We start from the raw sequence: 19,061 nt of genomic DNA on the forward strand, positions 1-19,061 counted from the left end.
AGGGCGCCCCGTAAAGTCTATTTTTGCATTAAAAATAGACTGAAGGTGCTATGTCGCAACACGACTTGAGCAGCCAGAGTCTAAAACAAATTAAGGACCGCATTGAGGAGTGAATTGAATGGAAAGCTCAATCAGGGTTGGAACTGAGAACGATGCAGAAGACTTATCCTCGGTTGCAGCTCATACCTTTGCCTTAGCCTGTCCTGCGAACACTCCCCAAGCAGATTTAGAAAGCTATATTGAAAGCGAATTTTCTCCTGAGAGATTTAGAGATCTTTTTAAGGATCCAAAATCAATTTTTCAGGTGGCAGAAACTAGCGAGAAAGTAGCGGGCTATTGTATGTTATATTGCTCTGAAGTAGCTTCAGAGATACTATTAGCCAACGCTATTGAAGTGAAGCGTTTCTATGTTCTACCAGAGTTTCATGGCACTGGCATTGCCCAGAAACTCATGCGCAGTGCTATTCAATTAGCTTTAGAGAACAAATACCAACAACTCTGGCTGAGTACTTCCAGAGAGAATCAAAGAGCTATATCCTTCTACCAAAAATCAGGATTCGTTAAAGTTGATGAGCAGACTTTTCAAGTTGGTAATGACATTCAAGACGACAACATCATGGCTCTCACATTAACCCACTGAAGAGCTTTGCCATTACGAAAACAGCTACGAAAATAGTAGCAACTTAGCTTTTCAACTTGGCAATCATTTCGGCCCGCGCAGAAACGCCGAGTTTGCGGAACATTCGTTTGAGCGCTTGTTTCACTCCATCTCGGCTGATGCCTAAGCTCATACTGATTTCTCGATTGTTTAGACCCTGAGCAACAAATTCGGCGATCTCCAGTTCCCGTCTCGTTAAAGTACGGAAAAAAGAATTGGCAACAGATGCAGGAATTCGTAATGTTGCCAAGCGAACGGACAGGTGCAAACAAAGAGAACTGAGGCGAATCAAATCAGCATCGCAAAAGGGTGAAAAATGAGTCCCGCGCATAAAATAGACGCCGCCAATTAGGCGTCCATTGGCAACTAAGGGGCCAACCATGCCATGTTCAATTCCATAACCCTTAAAAAGCTGTTGATATAGTCGGCTCTGTTGCCAAGCTTGCGGAGTTTGAATGGATAAATTGTGAACAGGAATATGGTGCTGGATCATCCACTGGCTTACTGAGTCTGCATCCTGTCCCAGTGCTTGATAGCGATCTCTAAAAGTATCAGCAAGGCCATATAGCTCAGATTCAATTACCTGAGAATTACTGTCAAGGAGATCTAAACCCCAAGCTCTAGCTCCGACCAGCCTCCCCGCAACATCCATGAAGTAGGAGCGCAGTTCAGGTTCGTTCTGGATAGCCGCGACTCTTTCTCTGAAAAGAGATAACTTCATGGAACTGTACCCAGTTGGGGACTTGTGGTCCTGTCTATACAAATCTACTTTGGCATTGATGTAATTCCAACGCTTCAATGGCCCCTTATCCTATCCCAGTCTCAACTTTATTCATTGGGCTCAATGGCTTTATCGCTTTCGTGCTCTCCTACATTGTCGTGATCGAGCGGATCAAAACTAGACTGTGGCACGGAGAGACCAAGGAAGATGTTGCAACCCAGCCCAACTACCTTGAGCACCCCAGTGCTTGGGCAACGCTCGTCGAAAGATACACTCAGAAATCAATCGTCACTAAAACGAGTGATGATGGAGTATTGCAACGAAAAGTACGGGCTCACGCTAACTTCGTAGAGTATGTCCCCCTCGCATTGTTGTTCATTTTGGCGTTGGAGTTGAGCAATTCCCAGGTCTGGCTGCTGTGGTTTCTCGGCAGTGCACTTACGGTTGGCCGACTTGCCCATGCCTGGGCCTTGATCAAAACCTACGGTCCTTCACCTGGTCGTGCTATTGGTTTTTTTCTCACCTGGTTGGTTTACATTGTTGGTGCTGGAGCTTGTGCCTATTATGGTTTTGCTGGCGTTTTTTAATGGCTTAAAAAGTGGCCGAAAATCTAGTATTTCGAAAATAGTTGTCAGAAAGAGCAGGCGCAATATTTGCTATTGCCTTGATTCATAAATTCACAGCAGGAATCTACCGCCTTGAGTCGCATTGGACTAATGCACAAACCCAGGCTATAACCTTTCAAGTCCTACCCTCAGCTGTCATCCGGCTTATCACAACCCAAGCACTGGCCGGGGCTGAGCCCTGTGGTTGGATGATGAGCTTCGAGTTGCGAAACCGGTCGTTTGCACAAATTGCGCCGGTTGCCTTCGCTCAGATTTAGAACATCCCCGAAGTGAGCTGCCGTAATATCAGCATTATCCAAGCGCGCATCACTGAGATCTGCGCCACTAAGGTCGGCACGGCTAAGGTTAGCTCCCCTCAGGTCAGCCCCACTGAGGTTGGCCCTTACCAGGTCGGCATCTTGAAGATCAGCCCCACTGAGATTAGCGCCGCTCAGGTCAGCTTCGCTAAGATTGGCTTGAACTAGATCTGCGCCGTCGAGATCGGCATCGGTAAAGTCTGCGCCCATGGCCATGCAGCCACCCAGCTGAGCCTGACTGAGGTCTGCCCCTCTCAGGACTGCATTCCATAGCGTGGCCGACTGCAAATTGGCCCCTTGCAGATTTGCCTCACTCAAGTCGGCACGGCTGAGGTCAGCACTGACCAAACTGGCTGCCCGAAGCTCGGCCTGACGTAAATCAGCGTCCCACAAAATTGCGTGCCCAAGGCTGGCATCGGTCAACTGGGCCTCATTGAGCTGAGTATTCACCAACCGGGCCTCGCGCAAGTAAGCTCCAGCGAGGTCAGCCCGCGACAAGTGAGCATCGGAGAGATTAATTGCTTTTAGATAAAGGCCGTTCAGATTGGCGTCATTGAGGCAGGCGTGATGCAGCGGTAGGCGAGGGTATTCGCCCACAATCAGTTCAGCTACATGCAGAAATTGAATGATCGACCCACGACCACTAGCGTCCTGTTGACTCAACACGGCTAAAGTCCGCGCTCGGGCAACCTGGATTTCAAGTTCTAAACCATTGGGATCTGCTGGAGTCAGCGGCAGAATCGGTTGCCGCAGCAGAGAGGGGGCTGTAGTTAAGGAGCGCTGCAAAACCCACTGTCCAATGCTGTCGAGGTAACGCTCGCGAGCGGCTTCTGCTGCTTGCTGTCGAGCAATATCGGCCTGTTGCTGGCTCAACAGAAACAAATCCTGCCGTCGGCGCCGGTCGAGTTGCCACTGCAATAAGCCCAGCCCAGCAGCAGTGACCAAAATAGCTGTGGGGGTAGTGATTCGAATTGCGTTAGGCCCGCGCCAATTTGCCCGTTTCGACCAAAGCACAGTGGCAGCTAGAACAGTGCTGCCTAACAACAATGCCAACACTAACCAGCGCCAGTTAACGCCTGAACGGGAAGCAGGCTGAGGCTCAGGTAACTCCTCGGCCTCGGCCTCGGCCAATTCTGGTTCGGGCACCTCACTGGGTGCGACCTCATCAAGGGACGCAGAAGGCAAGGGCTCAGAAGATAAGGGCTCAGGAGACACAGTCATTGCGGCTCTGCACGGGTGGACGGTAGCCTTGGCCCTATGGTACTGGCACTAGACCTGCGCTGGTTCAGGTTCAACCAGAGACTGGGGATCTAGGTCTTGCTGGCTGAAGGCCTCGCTCCGGTGTTTAAGCAGGGTGCCCAACGGCAATGGTCCCTGTAGGTGGCTCCAGGGTAGGGTTCCTACAATCGACCATTCAGCATGGACGTAGAAGGCCAAGTCGGGCAGTTGCCCGCGCAGTTCCTTAAAGGCGCGACGGAAGCTGCCAGCCGAGGCTGACTCTAGATTGCTGCCGTATTGCCGCACCCGTTCCAGCACCTGAGCGACGCGTCGGTCACCTCGCGAGATCACGGCCTGAATCACAGAGCCGTTGTAACTCTCAGGGCGAAAATCAATCCCTGCTTTGCCTAAGTGTTTTTGCAGAAATTTCAGCTTCTTTTCGGCGCCAGCATCTACACCCGACCACTGGAAAGGAGTATGAGCCTTAGGCACAAACGTGCTACAACCCAGCGTTAGCCGCAAGCCTGGCGCAACTCGCCTGAGATCCTGCATCAAACTCAGCGTGTGCTCCAAGTCGCTCCACTCTTCGCCTGGAATACCGACCATGCCATAGAGCTTCATAGCCTTCAAGCCACCGGCTTTAGCAGCGCGGGCGGCCTGTCGGATTTCTTCTTGATCCAGCTTCTTGTTAATCAGCTGCCGCAGCCGTTCAGAGCCGCTTTCCACAGCGATTGTCACCGAATGGGTGTCATGCTCAGTCAGAGTACGGGCTAGCTTTTCCGTGAGGGTGCCAGCGCGAACCGAGGCAAGGCTCAGGCGGACTTGGTCGTGTTCAGGGCGAGCGAAGTAATCGAGCAGCGTCTCAAATTCAGGGTGTTGGGTTACCGAAGCTCCCAGTAGGCCAATCCGGTCGGTGACTTGCAAGCCTCGCTCAATCGCTGGAATTAACGAAGTCTCAACGTCGGGGGTGCGGAAGGGCAGCGTTAGATAACTGGCGAGGCAGAAACGGCACATCTCTGGGCAACTGCGCACCGTCTCGACCATGTAGATATTTTCCCAGGCTGCTTTCGGCGTGACCACAGTCGACGCTGAGAGCGTATTGCCTCGAAAAGTGCGTTTGGTGATCCGGGCTGGAAAGGCAGGATCAACCGGTTCCACAGCGAGCAGTGGCCCATCAGCTGCCGCGTAAGTGGCCTGATACCCGGCAGGTACATAAACGCCAGGGACTTGCGCCAGGTGCTTGAGTTGGGTCCAGCGGTCCGAGTTGCGAACCTGTTGATAGGCATCCAGAAATTCGCCCAAGAGCTCTTCGCCGTCGCCCAGCAGAATCAAATCAAAGTAGGACGCAAAGGGTTCTGGATTGGCTGTTAGCACCGGCCCGCCGCCAAACACCAGTGGATGCTCCTCAGTACGCTGTTCGGCGTGGATGGGAATCCGGCGTTGCTCTAGCAGATTCAGAAGGTTGGCGTAGTCCAACTCCCACGAAAGAGAGAAGCCCAAAAGTTCTGGCGAGTTGCGGCTGGCTTCCCGCCAATCTGTGAACTCTCGGCTAACCCTCAGGTCAGGCCGAGAGGCCAGCATGGCCCAGATGACTTGATAGCCCAGGCTAGTAATGCCAACCGCATACTCGTTGGGAAAAGCAAAGACAACGGGCACTGCCTCTGCAGCTGGAACCGCAGGGGTAAATAGCAGGCGTTCTTCATCAAACAGAGCGGGGCTCAAGATCAAAAAAGCTCAGATTACAGGGAATCTCTATTGTAACGTGCGCCTTTCTTAACAGCCTTTGCTGATAGGTATTTGAGCCCCTGAGTGCATCCGAATTAAACGTTGACTATCTCCTAGGGTAGAACCCGAGATTGACGTCCTCTCAAGCGGAGATTGCTTCTGACAGCATTTTGAACAACGTTTCCCTGAAAAGTGTTGAAGTTGACTTTGAACTCTGACTCAGCAATGCCGAACCGGTGCTTCTTAGCCCCAGTAGAGCGAACACCGTTGTTGCGAACAATATTGCGAGTTGAGAAAGTTTTGTTGTCGTCATCCAGGTAGATACCGTTGTATCTATCAGTCGAGATCAGAGAGTTATTGAGGATGGTATTGCCAACAATCCGGTTGTAGGACGAGGCTCGAACCTGAATGCCATTTCTGCCGTTTCCAGCAATGAAATTACGCTCAACAAAATTGCCGCCGAAGCCGAGAGGAGGACTGGCTAAATCTGCATAGCCAGAGCCGTAGAGGTAAATGCCATTGCCTCTGTTGCCCCGAACCGTGTTGTTGATAATTCGAATTGATTTGGAGCCAGTTTGAACGGTAATGCCATTGGAGCCATTGTTCACGGACGTGTTGTTGATCAACGTAGTGTTGAAGGACTCAGTCACCACATTGAAGCCATGCCGACCATTGTTGATCGCCAGATTGTCTCGAATCGTTGATTGTCTGAGCTTGTCAACCGTGATGCCATCGCCTTCGTTGTTTTCCGCCCGGCAGAATTGAATGGTCAGTCTAACTGTTGCTGCTCGAGTAAGCGTGTTTTCGTGCGGATCGAGGCCATAATCCCCACAATTGCGGGCATACAAATCTTCTAGAACACTGTCAGTGAAGGTGCCGTATAAGCCTTTGTTTTCTCTTAAATTTGTCTGGTTAAGGCGATTGCCATCAATGGTCAAACCAGCAACCCGTACCCCAGAAACATCAAAGGCACGCACGAGGCCAGACTCGCTCATCACCGTGTTGTCAGTGAGCCTGAGGATACTCGACCAACCCTCACCGGAGAGAGTGACATTGCTACCATCAATGAGCACGTTATTAGAGACGTTGTAAGTGCCTCCTAGCAATAGAACTGTGCCGCCGCCCTGCGCTGCCACATCAGCAATTGCCTTATTAATGACCAGTTGATCATCAGTGCCATCGCAGAAGTACTGAGCATCTCCAGCATTGACACTGTTGCTAGCGGCAACTGCAAGCGTACGGGCACCGGTCCAGCTAATCGGATTGAGGGTCAGGCTATATTTTGAGCCAGGACTTGTGGGCGATGACCTGGAAACCCGCAGATAGTAGGTACCTGGGCCTAAGTTGCCTCGAATCGAATCAATCGGTTTGCCCTCTGATAAGCCACCCGCTGACCGCCTCAAAATAGCCCCCGTACCGCTGAGAATTTGGAAATCTAGGTGGGGCGAACTGAGACCATTGAGAAAAGTACTGAGTGCAGCACCGCGACCCAAGCGAAAACGATAGTAATCAATCGGATCGTTGCCGTTGACCGTATCAATCAGGGTGCGTCTACCGGTTAGGAAACCTAGATTGAGCGCAGTTTGTAGATTGTTACCCGCGTCAACTGCATTGGGTTGGGCGGCTGTCGCTACAAAAGAGGACCTAGGCGTTTGAGCCTCCGGCAGAATCTTAGAGTTCAGACCTTTGAGATCGGTGGCGCCTTTCACGGCACCTTGAACCCTATTGCCACCTAAAACATTGTAATCATCTAGCGCACTACGCTCAGCTATGCCATAGCGTATCTTGTTGGTCGCAGTAGAGCTTATCGTGTTATCTCGAACCAGGTTATTAGTCGAATAACTGATCGTGTTATTGTCCAGATAAATTCCCATGTATTTGTTATCAGCAAGCTGGGAATTATCGTTGATGGTATTATTAGCAACAACACTATAAGTCGCTGATCTCAGCTGCACGCCATGCCGACCATTGCCAGTTATAGTGTTCCCCCGAATCTCAGTGCTTTGGGCGAAATAAACGTAGATGCCGCTCAGGCCATTGGAGCTGACCGTGTTATTGAATAGTTTATTTCTGTCCGAGGTTCTGGAGAGATCTGAACCGGACTGCACCGTGATGCCGTTGCCGCCGTTGTTGGTCGATACATTATTAGAGAACGTATTGCCTCTAGAGGCTGTCACAACATTGATGCCGTGTCTGCCATTAGAGTCAAGGACATTGTTGGTGAACAGCGAATCAATACAATTGTCAGTGGTCAGGCCATCCACAGTATTGTGATCGGCCAAAGAATCCTTAATCGTGAGCCTGAGAGTCGGTGCTCCGGCATCGCTATTCTCGTGGGGGTCGAAGCCGTAATGCGGGAAATCATGCACCCGCATATTCTCGAAGCTGCTATCAACGTAGGTGCCATAGTTGGCATAACTATTGATAAACGAAGTGCCATTGGCCCGGTTCCCATCCAAGGCCATATGCTTGAAATGCTGACCCGAGAAGAACGGCGTTGCGGCATTGGCTGCTGAACTACTATAAGAAGACCTTAATAAACCAGCATCGTCCAGTAAGGTGTTGGGAGCCAGCCGGAGAATTGTGTTCCAACCAACACCAGACAGCGTAATGTTGTTGTAAGTAATGACAACATTATTAGAGATGTTGTAGGTTCCTCCCAACAATAGGACGGTGCCGCCACCCTGACTCCCAACACTGGCAATGGCCTGGTTGATAATATCTTGGTCATTAACGCCAGTAGCGGTGTAATCCGCACTGCCAACATTAACCGTATTACTAGCCGCAACGGTTACCGTACCAGGGGCTTCATGGGAAACTAAATTGAGCGTGTAAGAGCTGGTATTGGCATAGAGCGGATTGCCTGTAAGCGCGGTGGGAGACACGCGAAGATAGTAGGTCCCTATCGCCAAACTGCGGCTGAGTGAGCCACCAGTAGTACCGCTGTTGCCTTGAGTCCAGGTAGTACCACTATTGGTTGCAGTTTGCAAAAGGTTGCCAGAACTGTCCAGCAAATCAATGGTGTTGCCAGCACTCAAGCCATTTAAAAAAGTGCTGACACCGCCAGAAACATTGACGCTGAACCGGATGTAATCAACCGGGTCATTATTATTAACGACATCTGTGAAGCTAAGGCTGTTGCTTAGGAGGCCAGCATCATAAGCCGTCGCGAGTGTATTGCCTGCCAGGTCACCACTTGTTGGGCTAGTGCTGGTTAGTCTGGCTGTGCCTAGACTGGAACTACTGGCTCGGCTGCTGGTGGGACTGACTAGAGACGAAGCCGCTAATTCTCCTGACGGACTCGAACTCAAAGACGTAGAGAGTGGTCTTGTCCCTTGAGTACTAGTCAAACCGGATTGAGCCGTGTAGGTGTTCCCGTCTAGTAATTGGCTGGACATAGCTAACCTTTAATTGACAGCGAAATCAGCAAAATCAACGTACACATCTTCTGGTGTGGCCCAGGAGGGATCACCACCACCGAAGAAAGTCGAGAATAAGATACCTTCGATTCTCAAGTTTTCGGTCGTGCGGAAGGTCAGGTTGTTGGCACTCAGGACCAAATTTCCATCTACCCAGACCTGAATTCGGCCATCGCTTTTGCCAGGAGTATTTAATGTCACCTCCTGCTCTAAGCGTTGCCAAACTCCTGGTTTAAATCGCCAGTTGCCTCGACCCAACGAAGTGCCATTCTCACTACTGGTTGGCAGATAAGCGTAGACTTCACCCGCTCCATTTCTGCGCCACATGTAGCGAGTCGAAAAGCCATTGGTTCCATCCGGAATGCGACGGCCATCATTGACCGTTCCCCCAAACAGCCCCGGCAGTTTGCCCCCTTTGACAAAATCAAAATCTTTAGAGAATTTGACGTAGTATTGCAAACGCAAACGATTGCTGGGTGCAAGGCCTAGACCACCAAAAAATTGAGCGCCACCAACAGGGGCACCAGTCTGCCGTGCAACCGTAGGGCTAGCTGAACCGGCCGGATAACGCACTCTGAGGATCTTCTCAAACCGGCCACTGGGGTCAGCCATGACCTCGGTGTTGTCTAGACCCCAGCTTCCCCCGCGTCTGACCCGCCAACGATTGAGCCAATCGGAACTTTCAAATTGATCAGACCAAACAGTAGCTCGGAGGGTTGGAGTTGAGGCTTGAGCAGTTGGCAATACAGACGTGGAAACTTTTGAATTCCAAGTTTTAAAAGCAGAGAGCAGAGATGACAGCGGTAATAGTTTGCTCAGCAGAAAGATAGAGGCAACGATGAGCAGTGAATGAATAAGATTCCTAGCAGAAAGAGGATGCTGATTCATAGACAGTCCCAATGGGGGAATTGAACTCAGCGCAAACTCATCATGAAGCTTTGAGTGTAAATCTGTCGAGCCTGTTCTTATTAGATTCAGGCTAGATCCAAGAGCACAAGCTTGGCCAATAAGCTTGGCCAATGAGAGACCGCGCAGCCTGAGCCTGAGGTGAACCCACTGGCTTACTAGGCTGCGCACGTTCTCAAGGGTTAAGCTTAGCGGCTAGCTAATTGCGCGGTGCCGCTGGGGCTTGGCACTTTAGCCTCTGGCGCTGTTTCAAGTAATGCGTCTGCACTCGGCTTCGGCGTGCTAGCAGTAGCCTTGCCATTCCAAGAGAGACCGCGATACTTGGCAACACCTGGTAGGGTTGGCCCATCGCTCAGACGTACTAGGTCAATAACAGTCACGTCTTCCTTCAGGTTCTGAAGTTCGCTAGTGAACTCAGGGCGCTTCTGGCTGACGACAACTGCCTGGCAATCTTGCAGGACCTCAGCAATGTCAGAGCGCAGGATGTACTTGATTTGAGGCAACTGACGCTCTAGATACTCGCGGTTGCTACCCAGCGTTTCATCAAGCTGGACATCGGGGTCGTAAACCAGCAATTCTACGCCGTCCTGCCACAGCTCTCGGATCAGGCCGATCACTGGGCTTTCGCGCAGATCGTCGGTACCAGCCTTGAAGCTTAGACCGAGCACAGCCACGCGCCGAGCACTGCACTCGTGAACTTTGTAGCGAGCCGCCTCGATCTGCAACTGGTTGCTAGGCAGAATGCCATCCAGGATGGGCACATCGACGCCAAGGCGACGAGCATTGAAGGTCAGCGAACGCAGATCCTTGGGCAGGCAGGAACCTCCGAAGGCGAAGCCAGGCTTGAGATAAACTGGCGAGATGTTGAGCTTGGTATCGGCACAGACCAGCTTCATGATCGAGTGGCTGTCTAGACCTAGGCGGTCGCAGATACGGCCAATTTCATTGGCAAAGCCAACCTTGAGGGCATGGAAGGTATTGTTAACCACCTTGACCAGTTCGGCCTCTTCTAGAGGAATCCGATAGAGCGGTGCTTCAACTCCTTCATACAGCCCTTCGACTAGATCGCCTGAACGGGTGTCAAGCTCACCGAGCACCGTGTAAGGGGGCGCGTAGAAGTCTTTGATTGCATCGGTTTCACGCAGGAACTCGGGGTTGACGACAATGCCGAAGTCCTGACCAGCAGTCCGCTCAGAATGCTGCTCTAGCAAGGGCAACAACACGTTGCGGGCAACGCCAGGGAAAACGGTGCTGCGCAGCACTACCACGTGATAGCGTTCGCTCGATTTGAGGCCGCGACCGATGACCCCTGCAACGCCTTCGATATAGCCCAGCATGGCACTGCCATCGGGAGCGCTGGGGGTACCAACACAAATTAGAGAAGCATCAGCCCAGGAGACATATTGCTCGGCATCGGTGACTGCCTTCAAGCGTCCTGAGGCAATCCCTTCCTGAATGAGTTCGTCTAGGTCAGGTTCTTTAATCGGGCTGCGTCCGCTGTTGAAGGCCTTCACTTTCTCAGCGTTCAGCTCAGCACCAATAACCTCATGACCTAATTGAGCAAGGCAAGCAGCCACAACGGTGCCAACGTAGCCTAATCCCCATACTATGACTCTCACACTAGCCTCCTACAAATGAATCGTGGTTGTATGCCCGCTGTACACGAAGGTGTTGCTGAGTGAAGGCTCATTTATGTTTGAAATCGAGTGGGCTAAAAGTGTTCCCATCGCAACAAACGAGTCTACCTTGGCAAAACCTAAGGATGTGATCAACGAAGTTTCAGAGCAAAAGTTCAACCTGAAATTCGCAAGCTTAAAATCTGTGGCAGGTTTGAACACTTTGGCGTTCAGATTAGCGGTTCAAGTTATTGGCCTGCCTGTTATCTCTTCTGAGAGGCAAACAGTTCTGCAATCTTGTTTAGCCTACCCAATTATCAGCGATTAGTTTCACTGTTGCAGTTGCGTGATGAACTAATTTACCAACTAACTTCTGATTGATCTCTGCGATCAGCTTTGTGACCAGCTTCTTCGTCAGTGCTAGTTGACTAACCGCCGTACACAACAAGAGGGTCAAAGAAGATGACTCTGCGAAATTGTGGAGACCTAACTTATGCAGAAACTTACGCAGAGGGCAGCTACCTGTACTACTGTAGCTGAGAGACTTCAGGCTGGCCTTGAACTACCAACGCATCCGTCTTTGTGTCGTCTGCTTCAGTCATGATAATCCTACCATTATTCCAACTACCATCAACAGTTACGTATTGGATTTTGGCGCCTTGGGTTTGATAGAGCCGTAGAGGGTTAAAGCCGCTCTTTTCTAGGTGTAAGTTCTCCAAAGTTGCTTGAGCAACCTGTTCAATGACAATACCATCTACCTTGTACTCGGAAGCAACTGACGAGCTAGGAATTTCCTGCCTCAAGCTAAAGCCTTGCAGCTTGATATCTTGCAGCCCCGGGTCGTTTTTCTTTGAGTTTTTCGAGTCAGATGAATTTGATTGAATAGGGTGCTGGCCAGTTTGCTTGATTGTGAGCACAGCGTCACCAATATTGTGGTTAAAGTGGGCTCGTAAAACCGTACGATCAACCCCTTGCCCTTCAATAGTCGTGTGGCTGCGTTGGATTTGAACTGGCTGGAATAGGTCTAATTCACCCGCAGGCAAAACTACCTCAGCTAAGCCCTCCGCAGGCAACCCGTTCAGCAGCTTGCTGAGCGCCGCTGAGTCGTCCTTGCCATCGCTGGGAACAACACCGTAATCCACTGCTCGTACGATTTGTGCAGACATCGCTTGAGCAGCCGCTTTTTGACCCTGTTGCAGTTCTAATAAGTCACCGACTGGATCTAAGCCTCCACCCAACCAGCACAAACAAATCACGAAGCTGAACAGGCTACTGGCATATAAAAACTTGGAGGTTCCCAATTGAACGCGACGCTTCCAAGATTCACCCTCTGAGCCCATAGTTTGTCCACCGCGATTCGCCCAACGCTGCTGCGCCAAGTTGAATTGCGTCCAGACTTTAATAATCGCAGAACCCCACTGTGACGCCAGCAGAATCGGAAAGTGAACTAGCTTGAGGTGAGACGGGCGCCCCCAGAAAATGAGCAGCAAGATGATCGGGCGGCTGAAACATACCCAGGAGAGCAACAGACTCAGAGCCAGCAACTTCAGTTGAATCAGGCAAAGGATAATGAGACCTGGGGTAATCAAAGAGGTCCACATGCTGAGCCGCTGATCGAGTAAGCAGAACCACATGAACCAGCCGGTTCGAACGGGTCCTAGTGCTAGGGCTCGGCCACTATTGCGCAGCATATTGCCGAACCAGCGCCGCATGTTCTCATAAGACCGTTTGATGACTGAGCCGGAAATATTTTCCAGGGAGTACACAATGACATCCGGGATGTACATCATGTCGTAGCCATTTTTAAGCACCCAGAACCAAGTGCTCTTGTCGTCTCCCGATAGGAATTTAAACTCTCCCCAAAGCCAGTCGTCCAGCATGTCATTTTCAATCTGCTGCACGAAAGAAGGGTTGAGCGTGATATCAGCTCTGAACAGAGAGAAGCGCCCAGTCAAGCACATGATTTTGCGAGACAGACCCATTGAGCACATCTGAAGATGTCGCTGGCTAAATCGCAAGTGAAACCATTCAGAAAATGCATGAGAGCCAGCAACGACCGGGATCTCGTCTGTGGTTAAGGCTCCCATTTTGGGAAACAGTCGGAAGAATGGCAGGCTCTGCTGCAGCGTGCCAGGCGCCAATTCAGAGTCACCGTCCATCAGCGCAACTACAGTGTCAGGAGGCAAATCGAGTGTCGCTAAGGCTCGAATACCCTCGGCCATAGCATTGCGCTTGCCTCTGCCCGTTTGCACAATTGAGACAAATCGGACCCAGCGTTGGAAGTCGGCACGAATGTCCTCTGCCTCAATGACTTCGGCAATCGAGTCGTTTTCATCTGCCGCACCGCTGACCACCAAAACCGTGACCTGCTGTTCAATAGCTTTGGCTTCTCGCAAAATTGCCCGGAAGACCCGCTCATTCACCCAACGCTTTTCGCGGAAGGTAGGAACTAAGAAACAGGTATGCGGTAAGGCTTCAAGGGGAACAGCATTTGCCCGCCGACGCCAACGGGGAAAGATCAGTTGGGAGTAAAGACGAGCGCGCAAAGAGTGAAGGCCCAACCAAGCCCATCGCCAAGCTCCCACTGCCCCCATGCTAACCAGTCCTGCCCCGCCCAGCAGCGTGACCTGGCCGGGGTTGCGCAATAGAACCAACCCCAAAAAGCCTAATAGAGAAATAAGCAGAATGCCAATTAAATTGACATAAGGATCATCGAATGTCCTTGTACTTTTTTGCTCAACTGATATTGATGTAGACATCGCCATCACCTACCAGCAACGAATTTGGGCATTTGCGCGAATTTAATTGGAAAGGTTACTGAGGCATTGCTGCCTAGACCGCAAAACTGTTGAGCTTTTGCGTGCTGTGGTGGCGGTGGGATTCTAACAATCACCCGCATCAAGGACTGGCCTGCCAATTCTGACGGCACGGACGGAACCAGCGCTTGTACTTGCAAAAGATTCGATTGCCCTTCTGTCTCTTGAACGCTGTTGACCGGCTGCATCAGCTCAATTTTGCCGTCGTACTTTTCGGGGTTACCTGCTAACTGAACCCTAACCGGCCTAGAAGCATCGATTTGGTTAAACTGATCCAGATTGACTAGCGATTCGACCCAAATGTTGTTGCAGTCCAGAAGCGTGAGCAGAGATTCCGAGGAGCGAACCTGCTCACCCTCTTCGCGCTTAGTACTGTAGACAACGCCTGCAAATGGCGCTTTCACTTCCAAATCCTGACGGTTACTGTAAAGCGACCGGTCCTCTTTTAGCCGGGCTCGGGCGTTGCGCAACTCAACCTCTAAAGTGCTGATGTAGCCTTCCTGCGATTGGATGCCTGAGAGCAAGCTAGAGCGCTGCGAGAGCAAGCCTGAATCGACGTTTGGCAAGCTAGTGACCGGTTTGCCCAGTCTTGCTGCCTCTAGCGCCGCTTGTGACACTTGTAATCCTGATTCTGCTTCTCTAACTTCCGCCTGACGGGATTCCCACTCGCCGCGGAATTGCTCAGCTAGGCTTTTAGAAACAGCCCCTTCCTGTACTAGTTGGGCATAGCGGTTGTATTTGGAACGGGCAACGGATGCCCGAGCCCGAGCTGAGTCTAACTGAGCTTGGCTCTTAGCCAGTTGTCGCTGAACAACACTCGTATCGATGGGGCCGCTGGTCGGTCGCTGACCACTTAAGATCTTGATTCGATCATTCAAATCCTCAAGCTGGCTTTTAAGAACAGCCAAAGACTTACGGGAAGAGGCTAAGTTAGCCTCTTTGAGTTCTACCTCACCTTCCAAGCGCAAGCGGCTCTGCTGCTCTTCTGGACTGCGGCTGAGCCGAGCTAATACTTGCCCAGGATTAACAGCAACACCAGGCTGAGCATAGAAAGCGCTGACTGCCCCATCGATAGGCGCGCGCATCCGCATAATGCGTCCATTCACTAGGCCGTTATCTACCACAATGTGGGTGAGGCGATAGCCTATGGCGGCAATACCAACAGCAGTTGCGGCTGCACCTATCGAGAGAAACAGGGCTCCGAAGACTAGCCGTTCCCAACGTCGCTTTTTCCGCTTGTGCTGGGGGTCAGGAGGTAGTGCAACCAGCGTTCCGTTAGGAGACCGTGCAACTAGCTTCTTGGCATCAGGTGTTTCTAACATGAGTCGGACTTTTCCAATGTCAATCTAGAGGTCCAAATTCAAATCTTGATCACGCAAAGTGATCACGCAGAGGCTTCTAAGCTTTTGAACGCAGCAATGTAAGCGCTCCGTTGATAGCTAAGGCTGGGGTTCCATCAGCCATCAGAATTGCTTAAATAAGCTAAGCCTATGCGAACCGCAGCAACACACCCGAATCACTATCTCAGTTAATCTCCGCTTTTCTCGCTGCGAACTAATTGGACTGCCCGTACTTAGCAGCAATTAGTCAGCCCTTGAAAATCTCCAGCCCAATCGACTGAGCTATTACGGCTGCCAGCGATAAGACTGCGGAACTGCTTTGAAACTTGTAGAGAGCTTGCTCGCGCAACCATTGCGTAATGGAGGGAAGAAAAGACAGTACCTAATTCTTCCGAGAGTACCGTCTATCCTGCTCTGCTATTGTACCGGAGAATACTTCCGTCAAAGATGGTCATTTGCGATGCACCAAGTTCGGCAAATCTAGCAGGAGGTTCAACCTCGCTCGCACCCGGACTCACGTTCTGCATGCTCTCACCAAGGTCTTCATTTTTCAAACTTGCTCTTGCAGCTAAAACTAGCTGGCCAACGCTGAGATGATTGCCTTTGTAAAAGCTGGGGGACAGCTTTCCTACATTGGCTTGCATTCCGTACGCTGAAAAACGGAACTTCTTCTGCTTGCTTAGCTTACTCCGTGAGGTATTAAGCTAGCCTGCCAGAGCTTAAGAGTTTGCCTTAGTAAGCCTCATCCGTCCGTAGGTAGATTCGAGTGAACTACGCAGTAAGTCTATGAATATTGGGCCTAGCAAGATTAAATAGGAGGCTTAACTTTATCGTAGGTTCATAAATAAGAGCTTATTTATAAAGATAGTATAAACCGCTATATTGTGGATTATTAAGTTGCCTCTAATATTTAAGTCAGGTGATAACTGTCACCTTATACATCTATATTATAAAGATAGAGTAAGCCTTTTCAACCATCTGTGAAGAGTTGATTTGCTAAAGGGGTTGAACGCCGAGATTGTTCCCCTAGCTGCTATGTGCAAATGCTCTAAAAAACAGGGCGACCTGGAGGGCTTAGACCAGGGGGTTGGGTTCTACCAACGCAGAGCTGCTCAAAAACCATCACTACCCCTGCGCATTAGTACCTCACAATCCACAGGGGTGCCTGGGGGGTTTCACCCCCCAGGCAAGAGATATGTTCTTTGGCCTGGTTGTGCTTCCTAGGCTACGCAATGTCAGAGATTCTTGAATTTAGCCAGCGCTCGGCCAGCAACGAAACCTTGAGCTGAAACACATCAGAGTTTTAACCTGACCAGCGTTCAACTTAAGGCACCACCAACCGCTGAAGAGCCGTCAGGACTAGCCAGGCTGAAGATGTGGGTTAAAAGCGAAGACGAGATCTATATATAGAAATGTGTAAAACCCGTAAAGGCAAGGCGAGGTCAGCTTCTACGCGAGGAGTCGTTGAAGAGATCTCTGCCAAAAGATCTCTGGATTTGCTGGTAGACAACCTCACCAATGTGGTTTTGAATGTAAAAGCAAGCTAGGGGTAGCTAAATACTGCTCCGCCCCCATTTGGCCAATGGGGATGATACCTGAGGTAAGTGGGGTTACAGTAATGGGTGTTCGAGTGCACCAGTTGCAACAAGTCGTGGTTCAAAGGTGAGGCGATGAGCGATAGCATGGCGTTTCTAGCAGGAACTGCCTTCGCAGGGATTGCAGCGCTTGTCTTTCTCAAGGGTGGAGTGAGTCTTGGCGAGGCAACACTTCCGGTTGCCCGTGCCCTGCAAGCTCCCGTTGAACAGCCCTCGCTCACAACGTCCTTACTGACGCAGACAGCAGGCTCTCAGGATCTCTCAGCATTGGGAGACAATCTGGAGCGCCAAGTCAAAAATCAATTGGAACAGCAGCAAACCGATATCGAGCGTGTGCTGCAGCGCCAGCAAACGGAAACTGAGCGATTAAAGGATCTACTGGACCAGCAGCGAACCGAGACTGACCGTCTTAAGCTCCAGATTCGCGATCAACAGTTGGCCCTTGACACTCTGACCTCGCAGGCCAGAGCGGAAGCCTTAGCGGGGCAGGTCAGACCCCAACAACAAACGCTGTCTCTCCCAGCAACAGCGACAGCTGAGCAGTCCAATAACCCAGTCATTCCAGGCGTTCTCTGGGCGCTGGGCGGTATGGCACTAACGGTAACCGGTGGTGTTGTGCTGGCGGGGGTGTTCTCTTCACTCACACAGCAACAGCCGCGTCCAGCCCGTACGATGCAGGTGATTCACTCTATCAACACCCCCCCCGCCCCCACCTCTCTGCCGCCTCGTCGTCGCACCGAGGTGTTACCCCCTCGCCTAGATGCTCGGAGCAGAGACATCATCGACCACGATCGCTACAGTGGCTAGAAGAATGGCTAGAAGGCGCTCCTAGAAGGCAAACTCAACACCGCAGGTGCGGCAAGTTTGGATCAACTTTGAAGCGGGAGTCTGCACATTGCCGCAGGCAGGACAGGCACAGAGGGCTTGCTGTTGACAAGGACACAAGCCTGCTGTGCCAAATCGCTTTTTGCCAAATAAGCCCGAGTCGATGGGCAGTGCAACGAAGCGCTTCACCGCAGATTCCAAGCCACTCATGGGTTGAAACAGGGTCGCGAGCAGAGCCGTGCTCTGAGATTTGCCAGCCTCCAAGCTCTCTCCCAAACCCGTGTAGATGAACTCAATCTCTTCGGGGCAGAATGGACAACGACAAGAAACGGGTTGCTCCCGCACATTTTTCAGATAAAAGCGCTCTGACAAAGCTTGAGTCTCCGTAGCATGTGCCTCATATTGTAACGAGGACCCTTTGCCCCGGTCTTCTGTCGTGTGTCTATGTTTCTGCCTACTCCCCGGTGTGACTTTCACTCGCTGACGCGGCGCTCTAGTGCTCAGATTGCGGCCCTATCCAAGGACCCTGGTGTGGTGATTCTACCGATCGGTGCGGTAGAGCAGCATGGCCCCCATCTGCCTTTGCACACAGACTGCTTGGTGGCAGAGGCAGTGCTAGAGCGTACGCTAGGTCTGCTACCCGAAGAGAGCCCAGTGTGGGTGTTGCCAACCTTGGCCTACACCAAAAGCAATGAGCATGTAGGCTTTGCAGGCACGATTGCCCTCAAGGCCACCACCCTCATCGAAACGCTGACCCAGGTTGCTGAGAACCTAGCGCAAAGCGGCTTTAAGCGTCTGGTATTGCTGAATGGCCATGGTGGCAACCCAGCGGTGCTAGATATCGTGGCGCGCGATGTGCGTCAGCTGGCGGACTTACTGGTCTTTCCAGTGACCCCGTTCAGGCTATTGGGAGATCTGTCCCATCTATTTGACCCAGAGGAACTGCGCTTTGGCATCCATGCCGGTGACTTTGAAACTTCAATTTTGCTAGCGATCGCACCGGAGCAGGTGCAAGTAGAGGCCTACATCGCGGAACTGCCTGCCGTACGCAAGTCTTTGAATCTGCTGGATATTGAAGGGGGTTTAGGCTTCGGTTGGCTAACTAGTGATCTCTCTAAGAGCGGAGTTCTGGGTGATCCACGCCCTGCCACTGCTGCTAAAGGCGAGGAGGTGCTGGATTTGATGGCTCAGAAACTGGCACCAGCCCTGTTAGAAATTTGTGCTTTTTCGCTGCCACAACCGGGTTGAGATCTCAATTCTGCAAGCTCTGTTTGGGATAGAGTTTTTAATCGGTGAAATT

14 protein-coding genes are annotated in these 19,061 nt (G+C 51.3%); 5 read left to right on the plus strand and 9 right to left on the minus strand.

Features of this window, described 5'->3' with window-relative positions; translation table 11 throughout:
• The first annotated feature begins 118 nt into the window (after window positions 1-118).
• On the plus strand, window positions 119-640 hold the full coding sequence (locus H6F94_RS07745) for a GNAT family N-acetyltransferase (protein ID WP_190801635.1): 522 nt from the start codon (window positions 119-121) through the stop codon (window positions 638-640).
• A 43-nt stretch (window positions 641-683) separates the two neighbouring features.
• On the opposite strand, the gene H6F94_RS07750 is transcribed toward H6F94_RS07745, so the two are convergent.
• A complete protein-coding gene (locus tag H6F94_RS07750; protein ID WP_190801636.1) occupies window positions 684-1,379 on the minus strand; it encodes a helix-turn-helix transcriptional regulator in 696 nt (231 codons plus the stop codon).
• A gap of 77 nt (window positions 1,380-1,456) precedes the next feature.
• Between H6F94_RS07750 and H6F94_RS07755 the strand changes: the two genes are divergently transcribed.
• On the plus strand, window positions 1,457-1,966 hold the full coding sequence (locus H6F94_RS07755; protein ID WP_190801637.1) for an MAPEG family protein: 510 nt from the start codon (window positions 1,457-1,459) through the stop codon (window positions 1,964-1,966).
• Between the two features lie 167 nt (window positions 1,967-2,133).
• On the opposite strand, the gene H6F94_RS07760 is transcribed toward H6F94_RS07755, so the two are convergent.
• The 5 genes from H6F94_RS07760 to H6F94_RS07780 form a co-directional block, all read right to left on the minus strand.
• Window positions 2,134-3,522, minus strand: coding sequence for a pentapeptide repeat-containing protein (locus tag H6F94_RS07760; protein ID WP_190801638.1), 1,389 nt, complete (start codon window positions 3,520-3,522; stop codon window positions 2,134-2,136).
• A 48-nt stretch (window positions 3,523-3,570) separates the two neighbouring features.
• Entirely contained in the window at window positions 3,571-5,241 is a 1,671-nt protein-coding gene (locus tag H6F94_RS07765; protein WP_190801639.1) for a B12-binding domain-containing radical SAM protein, read from the minus strand.
• 116 nt (window positions 5,242-5,357) lie between these two features.
• Window positions 5,358-8,642: a right-handed parallel beta-helix repeat-containing protein gene (locus tag H6F94_RS07770; RefSeq protein ID WP_190801640.1), complete on the minus strand. Its 3,285-nt coding sequence runs from the start codon at window positions 8,640-8,642 to the stop codon at window positions 5,358-5,360.
• Window positions 8,643-8,651: 9 nt separating this feature from the next.
• Window positions 8,652-9,407: a polysaccharide lyase gene (locus tag H6F94_RS07775; protein ID WP_190801641.1), complete on the minus strand. Its 756-nt coding sequence runs from the start codon at window positions 9,405-9,407 to the stop codon at window positions 8,652-8,654.
• Window positions 9,408-9,757: 350 nt separating this feature from the next.
• Window positions 9,758-11,188 carry a nucleotide sugar dehydrogenase gene (locus H6F94_RS07780; protein ID WP_190801642.1) on the minus strand — a complete coding sequence of 477 codons (1,431 nt, stop codon included), beginning with the start codon at window positions 11,186-11,188 and terminating at the stop codon, window positions 9,758-9,760.
• Window positions 11,189-11,261: 73 nt separating this feature from the next.
• On the opposite strand from H6F94_RS07780, the gene H6F94_RS07785 reads away from it, so the two are divergent.
• A complete protein-coding gene (locus H6F94_RS07785) occupies window positions 11,262-11,513 on the plus strand; it encodes a hypothetical protein (RefSeq protein ID WP_190801643.1) in 252 nt (83 codons plus the stop codon).
• A gap of 199 nt (window positions 11,514-11,712) precedes the next feature.
• On the opposite strand, the gene H6F94_RS07790 is transcribed toward H6F94_RS07785, so the two are convergent.
• Together H6F94_RS07790 and H6F94_RS07795 are read right to left on the minus strand one after the other, a co-directional pair.
• On the minus strand, window positions 11,713-13,944 hold the full coding sequence (locus tag H6F94_RS07790) for a glycosyltransferase (protein WP_190801644.1): 2,232 nt from the start codon (window positions 13,942-13,944) through the stop codon (window positions 11,713-11,715).
• 5 nt (window positions 13,945-13,949) lie between these two features.
• Window positions 13,950-15,323 carry an HlyD family secretion protein gene (locus H6F94_RS07795; protein ID WP_190801645.1) on the minus strand — a complete coding sequence of 458 codons (1,374 nt, stop codon included), beginning with the start codon at window positions 15,321-15,323 and terminating at the stop codon, window positions 13,950-13,952.
• Between the two features lie 1,688 nt (window positions 15,324-17,011).
• Between H6F94_RS07795 and H6F94_RS07800 the strand changes: the two genes are divergently transcribed.
• Window positions 17,012-17,743, plus strand: coding sequence for an AAA family ATPase (locus H6F94_RS07800; RefSeq protein ID WP_190801646.1), 732 nt, complete (start codon window positions 17,012-17,014; stop codon window positions 17,741-17,743).
• A gap of 21 nt (window positions 17,744-17,764) precedes the next feature.
• Here H6F94_RS07800 and H6F94_RS07805 read toward each other — a convergent pair whose 3' ends face one another.
• The gene (locus H6F94_RS07805; protein ID WP_190801647.1) at window positions 17,765-18,133 is read right to left on the minus strand and encodes a hypothetical protein; all 369 of its coding nucleotides are present in this window, start codon (window positions 18,131-18,133) and stop codon (window positions 17,765-17,767) included.
• A 72-nt stretch (window positions 18,134-18,205) separates the two neighbouring features.
• On the opposite strand from H6F94_RS07805, the gene H6F94_RS07810 reads away from it, so the two are divergent.
• Window positions 18,206-19,009: a creatininase family protein gene (locus H6F94_RS07810; RefSeq protein ID WP_190801648.1), complete on the plus strand. Its 804-nt coding sequence runs from the start codon at window positions 18,206-18,208 to the stop codon at window positions 19,007-19,009.
• Window positions 19,010-19,061 lie beyond the last annotated feature (52 nt).

Origin of the sequence: Leptolyngbya sp. FACHB-261 (assembly GCF_014696065.1) — a bacterium.
In the GTDB taxonomy this organism is placed as follows: Bacteria; Cyanobacteriota; Cyanobacteriia; order FACHB-261; family FACHB-261; genus FACHB-261.